Raw genomic sequence first — 13,376 nt, 5'->3', positions numbered from 1 at the left:
GAGCAATTGCAGCTTTCATTACCACGTTTGCGAGTGGAGAACAAATGAGAAACATACCAAAATCCGCTAGCTTATTTGATACAAATATTGTACGATACGGCAATCACTCTCCTAGGCCTTCCCGATGTCCCACACCCCCGCCTACCCCCGCAAACACTCCCCCGCCGAGTGGTCCTTCATCTACCGCCGGCGCAACGTGCTCCGCGCCATCCGCCACCGGCATCTCACCCCCGCCGCCAAGCAGGTGATGGTCTACTTGAGCCTGCTCACCGACGATCCCTTCGTCATGGCCGAGCGGCCCGACGTGGCCGCGCTGGCGCGCCGGCTCGCGCTCGCCGAGCGCACCGTGCGCCACGCCATCGCCGAGCTGGTCGAGCACCGCCTGCTCACCTTTCGCCAGACCGGCGAGCCGTACCACGCGAACGACCCATCGCCCGAGAACCCGTCGGAGCGCCCCGATCTCACCCGCGAGAAGGACTTTCTCGCCCAGGCGCGCGGCCCCATCACCTTCGCCGAGCAGATCGACATGCTGCATCACCTGCGCGAGCGCGCCGTCGCCGCGCGCCGCATCGCCACCGCGGTCCAGGCCGAGCGCGCCATCGGCCGCGCCCTCGGCCTCGCGCAGGCGCCCAAGCCGCCGCCGCGCGAGCCGACCGAGTACCAGAAGATCCCGCTGAACGAGCGCAAGCGCCGCGTCTTCGAGTCCGGCGTGCCGGACCTGCCGCGCCTCTACGCGGCGGACCCGCAATTCGGCCCCGAACTGCGTCGCCTCGCCGACCAGGCCGAGATCCTGATCGGCGAGCACCGCGCCGCCGAGGCGCAGCGGGAGCGCCAGCCGTGAGCCCCTGGCCGGCCCGCGACTTGGGCCTCGCCCGCGAGATCGCGGCGGCGGCGCGCGACGATGCCTGGTTCGCCGACCGCGCCGCTTTGCTGCTCGACCTCGCGACGGACCGCGCGCTGGCGCCGATCGCGCGCCATGCGCTGATCGAGCTGCTGCTCGACGAGGTGGAGGACGACGTCATGCCGCCGCCGGAGCCGAGTGACCTGCCCTGGAGCGGCCGCCTCGCCGAGCGGCTCGGCATCACCCCGCGCGGCGCCCGCAAGGCGCTTTCCGAGCTCGCAGGCCTCGGCCTGATCGATCAGCGCGGCGCGGAAGTCTCGGTGCTGCCCGGCGCCATCGCGGAACATTTGCGCCGCGGAACAGATATGCCGCAACGCCCGGAGCCCGCCGACCCGACCGAGGCGCATGCCGCCCGGCTCGAGCGCCTGCGCGACCTCGCCCTCGGCGACGGCCTGATCTCGACCGCCGTTTCCGCCACCCGCGCCATCAACCGCGCCCTCGGTTTCGAGGCACCGCGCAAGCAGCGGCGCGGCTTCGACCAGGACGAGGACGAGCGCACCCGCCCGCCGCACGAGCGGCGCGCGCTGCATTTCGAGCGCATGACCCGCTTCCTCCGCGACTACTACATCGGCGACCCCGACTACCACGACGACCTGCTGGCGTGGGTGGCGGCGGTGCGCGCGGCGAGCGGCGGGGAGGCGGCTGCCTCACAGGAGGAGTCCCTCTCTTCCACGACAGAGTCCCTCTCTCCCCACTGGTGGGGAGAGAGGTTAGGTGAGGGGGGCGTTAGCCACGAACGCGACGATGGCAGTGGAATCTCCGCGGTGTCGTAGCGCGTGCGTCTTGGATGTGCGTCGAGTCCTGGGCCAACGCCCCCCTCATCCCAACCTTCTCCCCCCACCAGTGGAGGGAGAAGGAGTGTTTGGCAGTGCGGGGAGATGGCGAAGGCGAAGGACCACCACGCTTGACCGCCGCCCGCATCCCCTCGACGCTCCACCCCCAGAAAGTCCGAAGGGGAGCGAAATACCCATGACCTCGAACCGCATCACCGGGCGCAGCGCCTTCCTCGCCGTGCTGAAGGACGAAGGCGTCACCCACATGTTCGGCAATCCGGGCACGACCGAGCTGCCGATCATGCACGCCCTCGCCGAGCATCCGGAGCTCACCTATGTGCTCGGCCTGCAGGAGAGCCTGGTCGTCGCGATGGCCGACGGATTCGCCCGCGCCACCGGCCGGCTCGCCGCCTGCAACGTGCATGTGGCGCCGGGCCTCGGCAATGCGATGGGCGCGCTCTACACCGCCTGGAACACCGGCTCGCCGCTGATCGTCACCGCCGGCCAGCAGGAGCAGGGCCACGGCCTGACCGAGCCTTTGCTCTACGGCCCGCTCGTCCCGATGGCGCAGCCCTGCGTCAAATGGGCGGTCGAGGTGACGCGGCTCGAAGACCTGCCGCGCATCTTAAGGCGCGCGGCGAAGATCGCGCTGACCCCGCCGACCGGCCCGGTCTTCATCTCGCTGCCCGGCGACGTCTTGAACCGCGATGCGGCGATCGAGCTTGGCCGCGCCACGCGCGTCGATACCCGCGTGCGCCCCTCCGACGCTTTGCTGCGCCAGCTCGCTTCGACCATCGCGGAGGCGAAGCGCCCCGTCATCCTCGCCGGGCACGAGCTCGCCACCGGCGACGCGCTCAAGGAGGCGGCGGAGTTCGCCGAGGCGCTCGGCGCGCCGGTCTACCAGCAATCGGTGATGCAGGGCTCGCACTTCCCCTCGGAGCACCCGGCCTATATGGGCGGCACCACCCGCCAGCAGAAGGATGTGCGCGCCATCCTCGAGCCCTACGACATGATCGTCTCGCTCGGCACCGACTTCATGCGCATGTCGGTCTATAGCGAGGTGGACCCGATGCCGGACGGCATGCGCGTCGTCCAGATCGGCCAGCGCGACTGGGAGCTCGGCAAGAACTATCCGGCCGAGCTCGCCGTGCGGGCCGACCTGAAGGAGACCCTGCCGGCGCTCTCGGCGCTGATCCGCGAGCGGGTGGAGCCGGCGAAGGCCAAGGCGCAGATCGCCGCGCTTTCGGCCACCAACTGGACGGCGAAGCGCATGGCGCTGGCCGACAAGGCGGCGGCCAGGCGCGGCCTCACGCCGCTCGATCCCGACTGGCTGATGCTCAAGCTCTGCGAGCTGCTGCCGCTGGATTGCGTGGTGGTGGACGAGGGCATCATCACCGCGCGCAGCCTCAACGCCTTCTATCCCTACCGCGACAAGGACAATTATTTCGGCAACGTCTCCGGCGGCATCGGCTGGGCGCTGCCGGCCGCGATCGGCGTGGCGCTCGGCCTGCCGAAGCGCCGCGTCGTTGCGGTGATCGGCGACGGCTCCTCGATGTACTCGATCCAGGCGCTCTGGACCGCCGCGCATCTCAAGCTGCCGATCACCTATGTCATCGCCGACAATGGCGGCTACCGCATCATCAAGGAGCGGCTCCGCGCCTTCCACGGCTCCAGCCACTTCATCGGCATGGATTTCAAGGACCCGGCGATCGACTTCGTCCAGGTGGCGAAAGGCTTCGGCATGGTCGCCGACCGCGTCGAGACCGCCGACGAATTCGAAACCGCCTTCCGCGCCGCCCTGCAGACGCCCGGCCCCGTCCTGCTCTCGGTCAGCGTTGAGAAGGGCCTCTGATGGGTTTCACCGCCAAGGACGCAAAGCCACGCCAAGGGATTGATAAAAAACCCTTGGCGTTCCTTGGCGCTCTTGGCGTCCTTCGCGGTGAAGGGGTCAGTCGCGACGCGGCTCCAGCGGGTTGTCGTATTCCGCCGAGCAGAACGTCCCGCCCTGGTACCAGTCGCCGATCGGATCGAGCGGCAGCTTGGCCTGCGCCGCCAGCGCCGCCTCGCGGCTCTCCTCGCCCCGGCCGGCCGGCCGGTAGCCGAGCCGGAAGGCGTTGCCGTTGTCGAACCAGGCCCGCTCGTTGTCGGAGACGCCGTACATGATCTCGCAGCGGATATCGGGATGCTCGAGGCCGATGCGGATCAGCTGCACGAGGTCCTCCGGCTTCAGCCAGATCGAGAGCCGGCGCTTGTCGACCGGCTGGTCGTCGACATTGCCGATCCGAAGGGAGGTGACGCGCAGACCGTGCTTGTGGGCGTAGAGCGCGCCCAGCGCCTCGCCGAACGCCTTGGAGACGCCGTAGCGGCTGTCGGGGCGCACCGGCTCGTCGATGCCGATCTTGCGCTGGCGCGGATAGAAGCCGACGGCGTGGTTCGATGACGCGAAGACGACCCGCTTCACGCCCTTCCTTCGCGCCGCCTCGAACAGGTTGTAGAGGCCGATGATGTTGGATTGCAGGATCGGCTCCCAGGCGTCTTCCACGGAGACGCCGCCGAGATGCACGATGCCCTCGATCCCCTCGACCAGCCGCTCGACGGCAGCCGGGTCGGCGAGATCGGCGGCGACGAATGTCTCGTCGGCCTTGAGGTCTTTCGGCGTGGCGCGGTCGCTGAGGCGGATTTCGGGGTACATGCCCTTCATCAGCTTGCGCAGCCGCGTGCCGATGCCGCCGGCGGCGCCGGTGATCAGGACCGATCGCATGGTGTCTCCTCCTAACTCTGCTGGGCCTTGGCGGCGAGGCGGCTGTAGCGCTGCCGGCTGCCTTCCAGGTGCTTGCGCATGGCGGCGCGCGCCGCGGTGGGGTTGCCGCCCTCGATCGCCTGGAAGATGCGGCGGTGCTCGCCCTGGATCATCTCCAGATAGCCGCGCCGGTCCTGCTCGGCGCCGGGGCGCAGGTTCTGCCGCGGCGGCACGAAGCGCCCGAGGAATTCGAGGAAGCGGGTGAACTGCGGGTTGCCGGTCGCCTCGGCGATGGCGAAATGGAAGCGGAAATCCTGGTCGACCGCCGCCTCGCCCTCGGCGATGGCGCGGTCGAGCGCCTTCAGCGCCGTGCCGATGCGGCGGATTTCGGCGCTCCCGGCGCGCTCCGCCGCGATCCCCGCCGCCTCGACCTCGATCCCGGTGCGGAGTTCCATGACGTGCACCACCTCGGCGAGCGAGCTCAGCTCGTCGGCGTCGATGCGGAAGGGGCGCTCGCGCACATCGGCCGCGACGAAGGCGCCGACGCCCTGGCGGGTGACGACCAGGCCTTCGGCCCTGAGTGCGGCGACCGCCTCGCGGATCACCGTGCGGCTGACCCCCATCGCCGCCATCAGCTCGGCCTCGGTCGGCAGCTTGGCGCCGGGTTCGATCTTGCCGCTCAGGATCTCGGCCTGCAGCCGGTCGGCCACGTCGCGCGACCGGTTGCGGGCCGGCGCCAGGGGGGCCAGCCGGTCGAGCGCGAGGTTGGTCCTTGACTCGGAATCGGCCATGCGTTGTATGCTCATCGTACAAGCTGACAAGTAGCACCGCCTCTCCGCCGGGGTCAATGCGCGGGAGGCAAGGGAAGGGAGAGCGCAGCGATGATCAGGCGAGAGATGTTGGGCGTCGGCCTCGGACTGGCCGCGGCCCTGGCGATGGCGGCAGGCGCCAGCCTGCCGGCGATGGCGCAGCAGAAGATGGTGCTGAAGGCGACCGACGTGCACCCGGTCGGCTATCCGACCGTGGATGCCGTGATCGCCATGGGCAAGAAGCTGGAGGCGGCGACGGGCGGCCGGCTTTCGATCCAGATGTTCCCGTCGATGCAGCTCGGCGGCGAGAAGGAGATGATCGAGCAGGCGCAGGTCGGCGCGCTGCAATACGCGCGCATCTCGGTCGGCCCGATGGGCCCGATCGTGGACGAGCTCAACGTCTTCAACATGCCGTTCGTGTTCCGCGACATCCCGCACATGAACAAGGTGATCGACGGGCCGATCGGCGACGAGATGCTGGCCAAGCTCACCGCCAGCCCGCAATCGAAGCTGGTCGGGCTGTGCTGGATGGATGCCGGCGCGCGCAGCGTCTACAACTCCAAGAAGCCGATCAAGTCGATCGACGACCTCAAGGGCCTGAAGATCCGGATGATGGGCAATCCGATCTTCGTCGACACCATGAACGCGATGGGCGGCAACGGCATCGCCATGGGCTTCGACCAGCTCTACAACGCGCTGCAGACCGGCGTGGTCGACGGCGCCGAGAACAACCCGCCCTCCTACGAGAGCGGCAAGCACTTCCAGGTCGCCAAGTACTACTCGCTGACCGAGCACCTGATCATCCCGGAGATCCTGGTCTTCTCCAAGGCCACCTGGGACAAGCTCTCCAAGGAGGACCAGGCGCTGATCAGCAAGGTGGCCAAGGAGGCGCAGCAGGAGCAGCGCAAGCTCTGGAACGAGCGCGAGGCCAAGTCGATGGCCATGATCAAGCAGGCCGGCATCGAGGTGATCACCATGCCGCCGGCGGAGAAGAAGAAGTTCCAGGCGGCGGTGAAGCCGGTCTGGGACAAGTACGGCGCCAAATACGCCGACCTGGTGAAGCGCATCCAGGCGGTGAACTGAAGGCAGCGCTGCATTGCCCGAGGGGCCGGCCGTGATGCCAGCGCAGGCAGCGGCCGGCCCTTCGCTTTCCCAGCCGGAGAGCGTCGCATGAAGGCGGCCTATGCGAGGGCGATGGACGCTCTCTATCTGTTCTGCGTCGGGGTGTCGGGTTTCTCGCTGGTGCTGATGACGCTGGTGATCCCCTACGGCGTCTGGATGCGCTACGTGATGAACAGCGCGGCGGCCTGGCCGGAGCCGATGTCGGTGCTGCTGGTCATCGTCTTCACCTTCTTCGCCGGCGCCGCCTGCTACCGCGCCGGGGTGCATATCAGCGTGGCGCTGGTGGTCGATACGCTGCCGGAGGGGCGGCGGCGCCTGGTGCTGCTGGTGTCCGAGCTGTTCATGGCGCTGCTCGCCGTCTTCATGGTGGTCTGGGGCACCGGGCTGGTGCAGATCACCTGGCACCAGGTGATCGCCGAGTTCCCCTTCCTGTCGGTCGGCCTGACCTACATGCCGATCCCGCTCGGCGGCGCTTTCACCCTGCTGTTCATCCTGGAGCGCCTGTGGATCGGCCCGCCGCGGCCGGATTCCTTCGTGTTCCGCGAACCGGCCGCGCTCGACTGATGGAGTCGCCATGGACGCGCTGATCCTGCTCGGCGGCTTCTTCGTCTTCATCGCCCTCGGCGTGCCGGTCGCCTATGCCATGGGCATGGCGGCCTTGGCCGGCGCCATCTGGATCGACATCCCGCTGGAAGCGGTGATGCTCAAGATTTCGGACGGCGTCAGCAAATTCTCGCTGCTCGCCATCCCGTTTTTCGTGCTGGCCGGCGCCATCATGGCCGAGGGCGGTATGGCGCGGCGCCTCGTTGCCTTCGCCAATGTGCTGGTCGGCTTCATCCGCGGCGGGCTCGGCATCGTCAACGTGCTGGCCTCCAGCATGTTCGGCTGCATCTCCGGCTCCTCGGTCGCCGACACCTCCTCGATCGGCACGGTGATGATTCCGCAGATGGAGAAGGCCGGCTATCCGCGGCTGTTCGCCGTCAACATCACCATCACCGGCTCGGTGCAGGCGATCCTGATCCCGCCGAGCCACAACGCGGTGATCTATTCGCTGGCTGCCGGCGGCACCATCTCGATCGGCGCGTTGTTCCTGGCCGGCGTGCTGCCCGGCCTGCTGCTCGGCCTCTCACTGGTCACGCTGGTGCTGGTCCTGGCGCACAAGCACCAGTATCCGAAGGGCGAGGTCGTGCCGCTCGGCCAGGCGCTGAAGATCGCGGCCGAGGCGCTGTGGGGCCTCGGCACCATGATCATCATCCTGGGCGGCATCCTGACCGGCGTGTTCACGGCGACGGAATCTGCCGCGGTCGCCTGCGTCTGGGCCTTCCTGGTCACCATGTTCGTCTATCGCGACTATCGCTGGCGCGACCTGCATCACCTGGTGCACCGCACGGTGAAGACGGTGGCGATGGTGATGATCCTGATCGCCTTCGCCTCCAGCTTCGGCTACGTGATGGCGCTGATGCGGCTGCCGGCGCAGGTGACCGAGTTCCTGCTCACGATCTCGGACAACAAGTACGTCATCCTGCTGATGATCAACGTCATGCTGCTGGTGCTCGGCTGCCTGATGGATATGGCGCCGCTGATCCTGATCTGCACGCCGATCCTGCTGCCCGTCGTGGTCAAGCTCGGCGTCGACCCGGTGCATTTCGGCATGATCATGCTGATCAATCTCGGCATCGGGCTGGTGACGCCGCCGGTCGGCGCGACCCTGTTCGTCGGCTGCGCCGTCGGCAAGGTGAAGATGGAGGAGGTGACGCGGACGATCTGGCCGTTCTACATCGCCATGATCGTCGTGCTGATGCTGGTCACCTACGTGCCGGCGATCTCGCTCTGGATTCCGCAATGGGCGAAGATCTGAACGCCTAGCCGCGCCGCGGTGCCGTCATGGCGGCATGCAGCCTGGCAATCAGGGTGCGTCGCGTCTCGTCGTCGGGCAGGGCGCGCAGCCGCTCCTGCAAGGCAAGGCTGAAGGCGGCATAGTCGTTGTGCCAGTCCGGACGGCCCAGGACCTCCGGCACCAGGCGGTGCGGCGCCGGCGCAGCCGGGACCGCTGGCGCGTCGAGTGGATAGACATCGTCGAGCTTGGGCACCGCGATGCGCTCAGGCGCGCAGCCGGTCTCGACCAGCGCCTGCTTCAAACCGTCGAGCGCCGTGTCTTCGCCATGCGTCAGGAAGATCTGCCCTTTGACCGGCAGGCGCTCGCTGACCCAGGCCACGAGGCCGCCACGGTCGGCATGGCCGGAATAGGCGTCGAGCCGGCGGATGGCGGCGCGCACCGCCACTTCCTCGCCGCGGATCCGCACCGCGCGCACGCCGCTCTGCAGCAGGTTCCCGAGCGTGCCCGGCACCTGGTAGCCGACCAGCAGCACCGTTGCATCGGGGCGCCACAGGTTGTTGCGCAGGTGGTCGCGGATGCGGCCGGCATCGCACATGCCGCTGGCCGAGATGATCACGGCGCCGCCGTTGATGCGGCCGAGCGCCCGGCTCTGCTCCGGCGTCTCGACATAGCGAAGGTTGGGCGCGGTGAAGGCGCCGGCGGCCGAGGCGACATCCTCCAGATCGCGCGCATGGCGGGCGAACACGCCGGTGGCCCGCGTTGCCAGCGGTGAGTCGAGATAGACCGGCAGGCGCGGCAGCTCGCCGGCCGCGAAGAGATGCAGCAGGTCGACCAGGAGCTCCTGGCTGCGCTCCACCGCGAAGGCGGGGATCAGCAGGTTGCCGCCGCGCTTCATCGCCTGCTGCACCTCCTCGCGCAGCGCGCGCCGCCGCGCTTCCGGCGTGAAAGGCGGGCGCTCGCGGTCGCCATAGGTCGCCTCCACGACCAGGTGATCGATATTGGCGGGCGCGTCGGGATCGGGGTGGAACAGCTTGTGCTCCGGCCCGAGATCGCCGGAGAACAGCAGGCGCAGGCGGCGCTGCGCCGCATTGCCAGTCGCGATCTCGATCTCGACCGAGGCGGAGCCCAGGATATGGCCGGCATTCCAGAACCGGGCCCGGACGCCATTGCCGCATTCGATCCAGCTGTCATAGGCTGCAGCCACCACCTGGCCGAGGCAGGCCTCGGCATCGTCGCGGGTGTAGATCGGCTGCACCTCGTCGCGCCCGCGCCGCGCATTGCGGCGATTGAGGCGTTCGACCTCCAGCTCCTGGATGTAGCCCGAATCCGGCAGCATGAAGGTGAGCAGGTCGCGGCTGCCTTCGGTGGTCAGGATGCGGCCGGCAAAGCCCGCCCTGACCAGTTTCGGCAACAGGCCGGAATGGTCGATATGGGCATGCGTCAGCAGCACGAAGCCGAGCTCGCGCGGATCGAACGGGAAGGGATCGTAGTTCAGCTGCTTGACCGTCTTCGGTCCCTGGAACAGGCCGCAATCGACCAGGAAGGCGCCGCCTGGATGCCGCACCAGATAGCAGGAGCCGGTGACCGTGCCGGCGGCGCCGTGAAAGGCGATGGTGACGCTCATCTCAGGCGATCCGATAGCCGTGATCGGTGCCCGCGAACTCGGTCGCAAAGCCGAAATCGGCGGCGACGCAGGCATGGATGCGGTACAGCGGATCGCCGCGGCGCACGCTGTCGCCGACCTTGCGCAGCAGGTCGATGCCGGCGCCCTTGTCGAGCGGCGCACCGGCCAGCCGGGCGATGCGCGCCAGCCGGTAGCAATCGATCGCCGCCACCACGCCGGCCGCATCGGCGGTGATCTCGCGGGTCAGCGAGCCGAGCTCGAACCGATGCGTCGCGGGGCCCTGCGCTTCGATGATACGCTCCATCGCGCTGAGCGCCGCGCCGGAGGCGAGCAGCTCGCGGGCCCGGGCCTCGCCCTGGCCGCCGCGCAGGGCGGGATCGAATTCCAGGATGCGGCCGGCGAGCAGCAGCGACTTCTCGCGCAGATCCGCCGGCGCGGTGGGCTCGCCCCGCAGCACGGCCATCACCTCGCGCGCCTCCAGCACCGGGCCGATGCCACGGCCGATCGGCTCGCGCGTCTCGGTGATGGCCACGTCGATCTCGAGCCCCACGCGGGCGCCGATATGCTCGAACAGCTTGCGCAGGCGCACCGCTTCGGTGTGGCTCCTGACCTTGGCCGAAGGGCCCATCGGGATGTCGACCAGAAGGTGGGTCGAGCCGGCAGCGATCTTTTTCGACAGGATCGAGGCGACCATCTGCTCCGGCGTGTCGACGCCGAGCGGTCGCTCCACCGCGATCAGGATGTCGTCGGCCGGCGACAGGTTGACATGTCCGCCCCAGACAAGGCAGCCGCGGGCGTGCTGCACCACGCGCTGCATCTCGGCGATGCCGAGATCGACGCGGGCCAGCACTTCCATGGTGTCGGCGGTGCCGGCCGGCGAGGTGATGGCGCGGGACGAGGTCTTCGGCATCGGCAGGCCGTGCGCGGCGACGATCGGCACCACGATCATCGAGGTCCGGTTGCCCGGGATGCCGCCGATGCAATGCTTGTCCAGCACCACCGGCTCGGGCCAGCTCAGGCGGGTCCCCGCTCCGGCCATGGCGAGGGTCAGGCTCAGGATCTCGTCGGTGGTGAGGAAGCCACCGCAGGCGATCAGGAAGGCCGCGATCTCGGTCTTGGAATACCGGCTGGCGGCGATGTCGCGGATGATCGCCTCGATCTCGCCGGGGGTCAGCGTGTGGCCGTGGATCTTCGCCCGCACGGCATCCAGGCTGGCCGGCGGGGCGGCCGGGCGGATGCGGATCTCGGCGCCTTCCTGTAGGCCGAACTGGCGGAAGGCCTGGTCCGCCAGCCCGATCTCGTCGGTTGCCAGCAACCGTTCGTCGTCCACGATGTTGATACTGGCGATGATCCGGTGGCTGTTGGCGAGCAGCTCGATCTTGGCCAGCGCCTGGAAGTCTTCCGGCCGGTAATGGGGGCAGCGACGGGCCAGGAAGGCGACGTTCTCGCGATAGGTATCGATGCCGATGCGGCGCAGTTTGAGGCGCGCCGGCGCGGCCGGTTCGGGTTCACGGGTGGACATCACGGGCAAGGCTTAGTTTCATGGCCTGGGGAAGGGAATGAGCCAGATCAACCGCCGTTGGCGGCACGGACCTATTCTGGTCCGGCAGCCGCAGGGAGCAGAAGCATGATCAAGGCCCCCAAATGCTGGTTCGTGGTCGCCGATTCGGGCCGCGCCATTGCCTATATGCGCCGGCAGGACCGCCCTGGCTATGACGAGGTTGCGCGTTGGGAATCAGTCGACGCGACCAAGCCGGCCCGCGACCTGGTCAGCGACCGCCCGGGCCGCGCCTTTGACAGCCGCGGCGGCCAGCGCCATGCGATGGAGCCCCCGACCGATCCCAAGCTATTGGCCAAGCGGGCTTTTGCCGCCGAACTGGCAGACGCCCTGAGCGGCGCGCATGCAGAGCAGCGATACGAGCATCTGATCCTGTTCGCCCCGGCGCGGGTCCTGGGGGAGATTCGCAAACGTCTGGCGGCGCCGACGGCCGAGGCTCTTGCCAAGGCGGTCGACAAGGATCTCACGAAATCACCGGCGCTCGACCTGTTCGCGACTTTCGATGCGGCCCGGTCGCCGCCCTGACGACCTGCGTTCAACCCGGCATTAACCGAATGCTGCCTATACACGCCGCTTCACAACGTTGCGGCGGATGAGGCGCGGATGGCCGGGACGGCTGACAGCGACGGGCAGGTCCGACATTCTGTTGTCGCCGAGCTGGCGGCCGAGGCCGGGCGCCTCGGTATCGAGGTGGCGGATGTCTCCGGCGAGTTGGAGGCGCTGACCACCCGGGTCAAGGCTCAGGCAACGATGGCGGCGGAATTGAAGCAGGCGGCGGACGGGCTCGCCGCCGGCAATGCCGAGATCGCCGCCGCCGCCGCCGAGACCGGCCGCTACGTCGCGAACTCCTCGGCCGAGATGGGCGCCTCGCGCGACCGGGTCGCCACGGCGCTGGGCGAGATCCGCGCGCTGGCCCAGGACGCCTCCACCATCGAGGTCGAGCTCGGCGGGTTGAAATCGGCCTTCGCCAACGTGCACAAGGTGGCGCGCGCGATCGACGCCATCGCCGCACAGACCAATCTGCTGGCCCTGAACGCAACCATCGAGGCGGCGCGGGCCGGCGAGGCGGGCCGCGGCTTCGCCATCGTCGCGACCGAGGTGAAGACGCTCGCCAAGCAGACCACCGATGCCACGGCGGAGGTGAGCCGCACGCTGGAGGCGCTCGATGCCGTGACGGCCAAGCTGATGGCGCTGAGCGGCACCGCGACGCGGCGCGCCGGCACGGTCGAAGGCGGCACGGCCGCGATCGGCGACGTGCTGGACGGCGTCGGCGGCGCGATCAGCGAGATCGAGGCGCAGGTGGCCCGCATCGCGCAAGCGACCCGCGACGGCGAGGCGCGCTTCGCCAAGGTGCGCGACACGGTCAGCGAGATGGCAGACGGCGTCGCCGATGCCGGGCGCAACCTGGACACGGCGCGCAGCCGCGTCGGCAACATGGTCGGGCTAGGCGAGACCCTGATCGGCCTCGCCGTCGGCTCCGGCGAGCCGACCGTCGACACGCCGATCGTCGAGCTCGCCCGCGCCAAAGCGGCGGAGATCGCGGCGGTGTTCGAGGCGGCCTTGAGCAAGGGCGAGATCAGCGTGGGCGATCTGTTCGACGAGGCCTATCAGCCGATCGCCGGCACCGATCCGCAACAGGTCATGGCGCGGTTCACCGGCTTCACCGACCGCGTGCTGCCGGCAATCCAGGAGCCCGCGCTGGCGATCGATCCTCGCATCGTGTTCTGCGCCGCGCTGGACCGGAACGGTTATCTGCCGACCCACAACCTGAAATTCTCGCAAGTCCAGCGGCCGGGCGATGCTGTGTGGAACGCCGCCAATTGCCGCAACCGGCGCCTGTTCAACGACCGCGTCGGCCTTGCCTCGGGACGCAGCACCAAGCCGTTCCTGGTGCAGACCTATCGCCGCGACATGGGCGGCGGCCAGTTTGCGCTGATGAAGGACGCCTCGGCGCCGATCACCGTGCAGGGCCGACATTGGGGCGGCTTCCGCATCGGCTACAAGGTCTAAGC

The 13,376-nt window shown here is 68.8% G+C and carries 12 protein-coding genes; 8 read left to right on the top strand and 4 right to left on the bottom strand.

All coding sequences use genetic code 11. The features are described 5' to 3' along the window. Positions 1–124: 124 nt before the first annotated feature. From DT074_RS02810 to DT074_RS02800, 3 genes are all read left to right on the top strand, one after another. A complete protein-coding gene (locus DT074_RS02810) occupies positions 125–841 on the top strand; it encodes a hypothetical protein (RefSeq protein WP_119418278.1) in 717 nt (238 codons plus the stop codon). Then, a complete protein-coding gene (locus tag DT074_RS02805) occupies positions 838–1,674 on the top strand; it encodes a hypothetical protein (protein ID WP_162914574.1) in 837 nt (278 codons plus the stop codon). Before DT074_RS02810 ends, DT074_RS02805 begins: the two co-directional genes overlap by 4 nt. A gap of 196 nt (positions 1,675–1,870) precedes the next feature. Then, positions 1,871–3,526 carry a thiamine pyrophosphate-binding protein gene (locus DT074_RS02800; protein ID WP_119418276.1) on the top strand — a complete coding sequence of 552 codons (1,656 nt, stop codon included), beginning with the start codon at positions 1,871–1,873 and terminating at the stop codon, positions 3,524–3,526. A gap of 96 nt (positions 3,527–3,622) precedes the next feature. Here the strand turns inward: DT074_RS02800 and DT074_RS02795 are convergent, their stop codons facing one another. Both DT074_RS02795 and DT074_RS02790 read right to left on the bottom strand, forming a co-directional pair. Further along, the gene (locus DT074_RS02795; RefSeq protein ID WP_119418275.1) at positions 3,623–4,435 is read right to left on the bottom strand and encodes an NAD-dependent epimerase/dehydratase family protein; all 813 of its coding nucleotides are present in this window, start codon (positions 4,433–4,435) and stop codon (positions 3,623–3,625) included. Positions 4,436–4,446: 11 nt separating this feature from the next. Next, on the bottom strand, positions 4,447–5,205 hold the full coding sequence (locus DT074_RS02790; protein ID WP_119418274.1) for a FadR/GntR family transcriptional regulator: 759 nt from the start codon (positions 5,203–5,205) through the stop codon (positions 4,447–4,449). A 90-nt stretch (positions 5,206–5,295) separates the two neighbouring features. Between DT074_RS02790 and DT074_RS02785 the strand changes: the two genes are divergently transcribed. From DT074_RS02785 to DT074_RS02775, 3 genes are all read left to right on the top strand, one after another. Continuing rightward, entirely contained in the window at positions 5,296–6,306 is a 1,011-nt protein-coding gene (locus tag DT074_RS02785) for a TRAP transporter substrate-binding protein (RefSeq protein ID WP_119418273.1), read from the top strand. Between the two features lie 87 nt (positions 6,307–6,393). After that, positions 6,394–6,909, top strand: coding sequence for a TRAP transporter small permease (locus tag DT074_RS02780; RefSeq protein ID WP_119418272.1), 516 nt, complete (start codon positions 6,394–6,396; stop codon positions 6,907–6,909). Between the two features lie 10 nt (positions 6,910–6,919). After that, positions 6,920–8,203: a TRAP transporter large permease gene (locus DT074_RS02775; RefSeq protein WP_119418271.1), complete on the top strand. Its 1,284-nt coding sequence runs from the start codon at positions 6,920–6,922 to the stop codon at positions 8,201–8,203. A 4-nt stretch (positions 8,204–8,207) separates the two neighbouring features. Here the strand turns inward: DT074_RS02775 and DT074_RS02770 are convergent, their stop codons facing one another. Together DT074_RS02770 and DT074_RS02765 are read right to left on the bottom strand one after the other, a co-directional pair. After that, the gene (locus tag DT074_RS02770) at positions 8,208–9,806 is read right to left on the bottom strand and encodes an MBL fold metallo-hydrolase (RefSeq protein WP_119418270.1); all 1,599 of its coding nucleotides are present in this window, start codon (positions 9,804–9,806) and stop codon (positions 8,208–8,210) included. Between the two features lies 1 nt (position 9,807). Continuing rightward, positions 9,808–11,328 carry a thymidine phosphorylase family protein gene (locus tag DT074_RS02765; RefSeq protein ID WP_119418269.1) on the bottom strand — a complete coding sequence of 507 codons (1,521 nt, stop codon included), beginning with the start codon at positions 11,326–11,328 and terminating at the stop codon, positions 9,808–9,810. Positions 11,329–11,460: 132 nt separating this feature from the next. On the opposite strand from DT074_RS02765, the gene DT074_RS27890 reads away from it, so the two are divergent. Beyond that, complete coding sequence (locus DT074_RS27890) at positions 11,461–11,889, top strand: host attachment protein (protein WP_162914573.1); 429 nt, start codon at positions 11,461–11,463, stop codon at positions 11,887–11,889. A gap of 78 nt (positions 11,890–11,967) precedes the next feature. Then, on the top strand, positions 11,968–13,374 hold the full coding sequence (locus tag DT074_RS02755; RefSeq protein ID WP_119418268.1) for a methyl-accepting chemotaxis protein: 1,407 nt from the start codon (positions 11,968–11,970) through the stop codon (positions 13,372–13,374). Positions 13,375–13,376: the final 2 nt, after the last annotated feature.

Source organism: Desertibaculum subflavum (assembly GCA_003576705.1).
Classification (GTDB): domain Bacteria; phylum Pseudomonadota; class Alphaproteobacteria; order Ferrovibrionales; family Ferrovibrionaceae; genus Desertibaculum; species Desertibaculum subflavum.
The sequence above is the reverse complement of the archived record's forward strand: the minus strand, read 5'-3'. Positions and strand labels throughout refer to the sequence as shown.

What these genes read in the sequence shown, in the direction of transcription:
- DT074_RS02765 (WP_119418269.1), bottom strand. Translation starts at nt 11,328, where the DNA reads ATGTCCACCCGTGAACCCGAACCGGCCGCGCCGGCGCGCCTCAAACTG.
- DT074_RS02810 (WP_119418278.1), top strand. Translation starts at nt 125, where the DNA reads ATGTCCCACACCCCCGCCTACCCCCGCAAACACTCCCCCGCCGAGTGG.
- DT074_RS02790 (WP_119418274.1), bottom strand. Translation starts at nt 5,205, where the DNA reads ATGGCCGATTCCGAGTCAAGGACCAACCTCGCGCTCGACCGGCTGGCC.
- DT074_RS02755 (WP_119418268.1), top strand. Translation starts at nt 11,968, where the DNA reads ATGGCCGGGACGGCTGACAGCGACGGGCAGGTCCGACATTCTGTTGTC.
- DT074_RS02795 (WP_119418275.1), bottom strand. Translation starts at nt 4,435, where the DNA reads ATGCGATCGGTCCTGATCACCGGCGCCGCCGGCGGCATCGGCACGCGG.
- DT074_RS02770 (WP_119418270.1), bottom strand. Translation starts at nt 9,806, where the DNA reads ATGAGCGTCACCATCGCCTTTCACGGCGCCGCCGGCACGGTCACCGGC.
- DT074_RS02780 (WP_119418272.1), top strand. Translation starts at nt 6,394, where the DNA reads ATGAAGGCGGCCTATGCGAGGGCGATGGACGCTCTCTATCTGTTCTGC.
- DT074_RS02785 (WP_119418273.1), top strand. Translation starts at nt 5,296, where the DNA reads ATGATCAGGCGAGAGATGTTGGGCGTCGGCCTCGGACTGGCCGCGGCC.
- DT074_RS02800 (WP_119418276.1), top strand. Translation starts at nt 1,871, where the DNA reads ATGACCTCGAACCGCATCACCGGGCGCAGCGCCTTCCTCGCCGTGCTG.
- DT074_RS02775 (WP_119418271.1), top strand. Translation starts at nt 6,920, where the DNA reads ATGGACGCGCTGATCCTGCTCGGCGGCTTCTTCGTCTTCATCGCCCTC.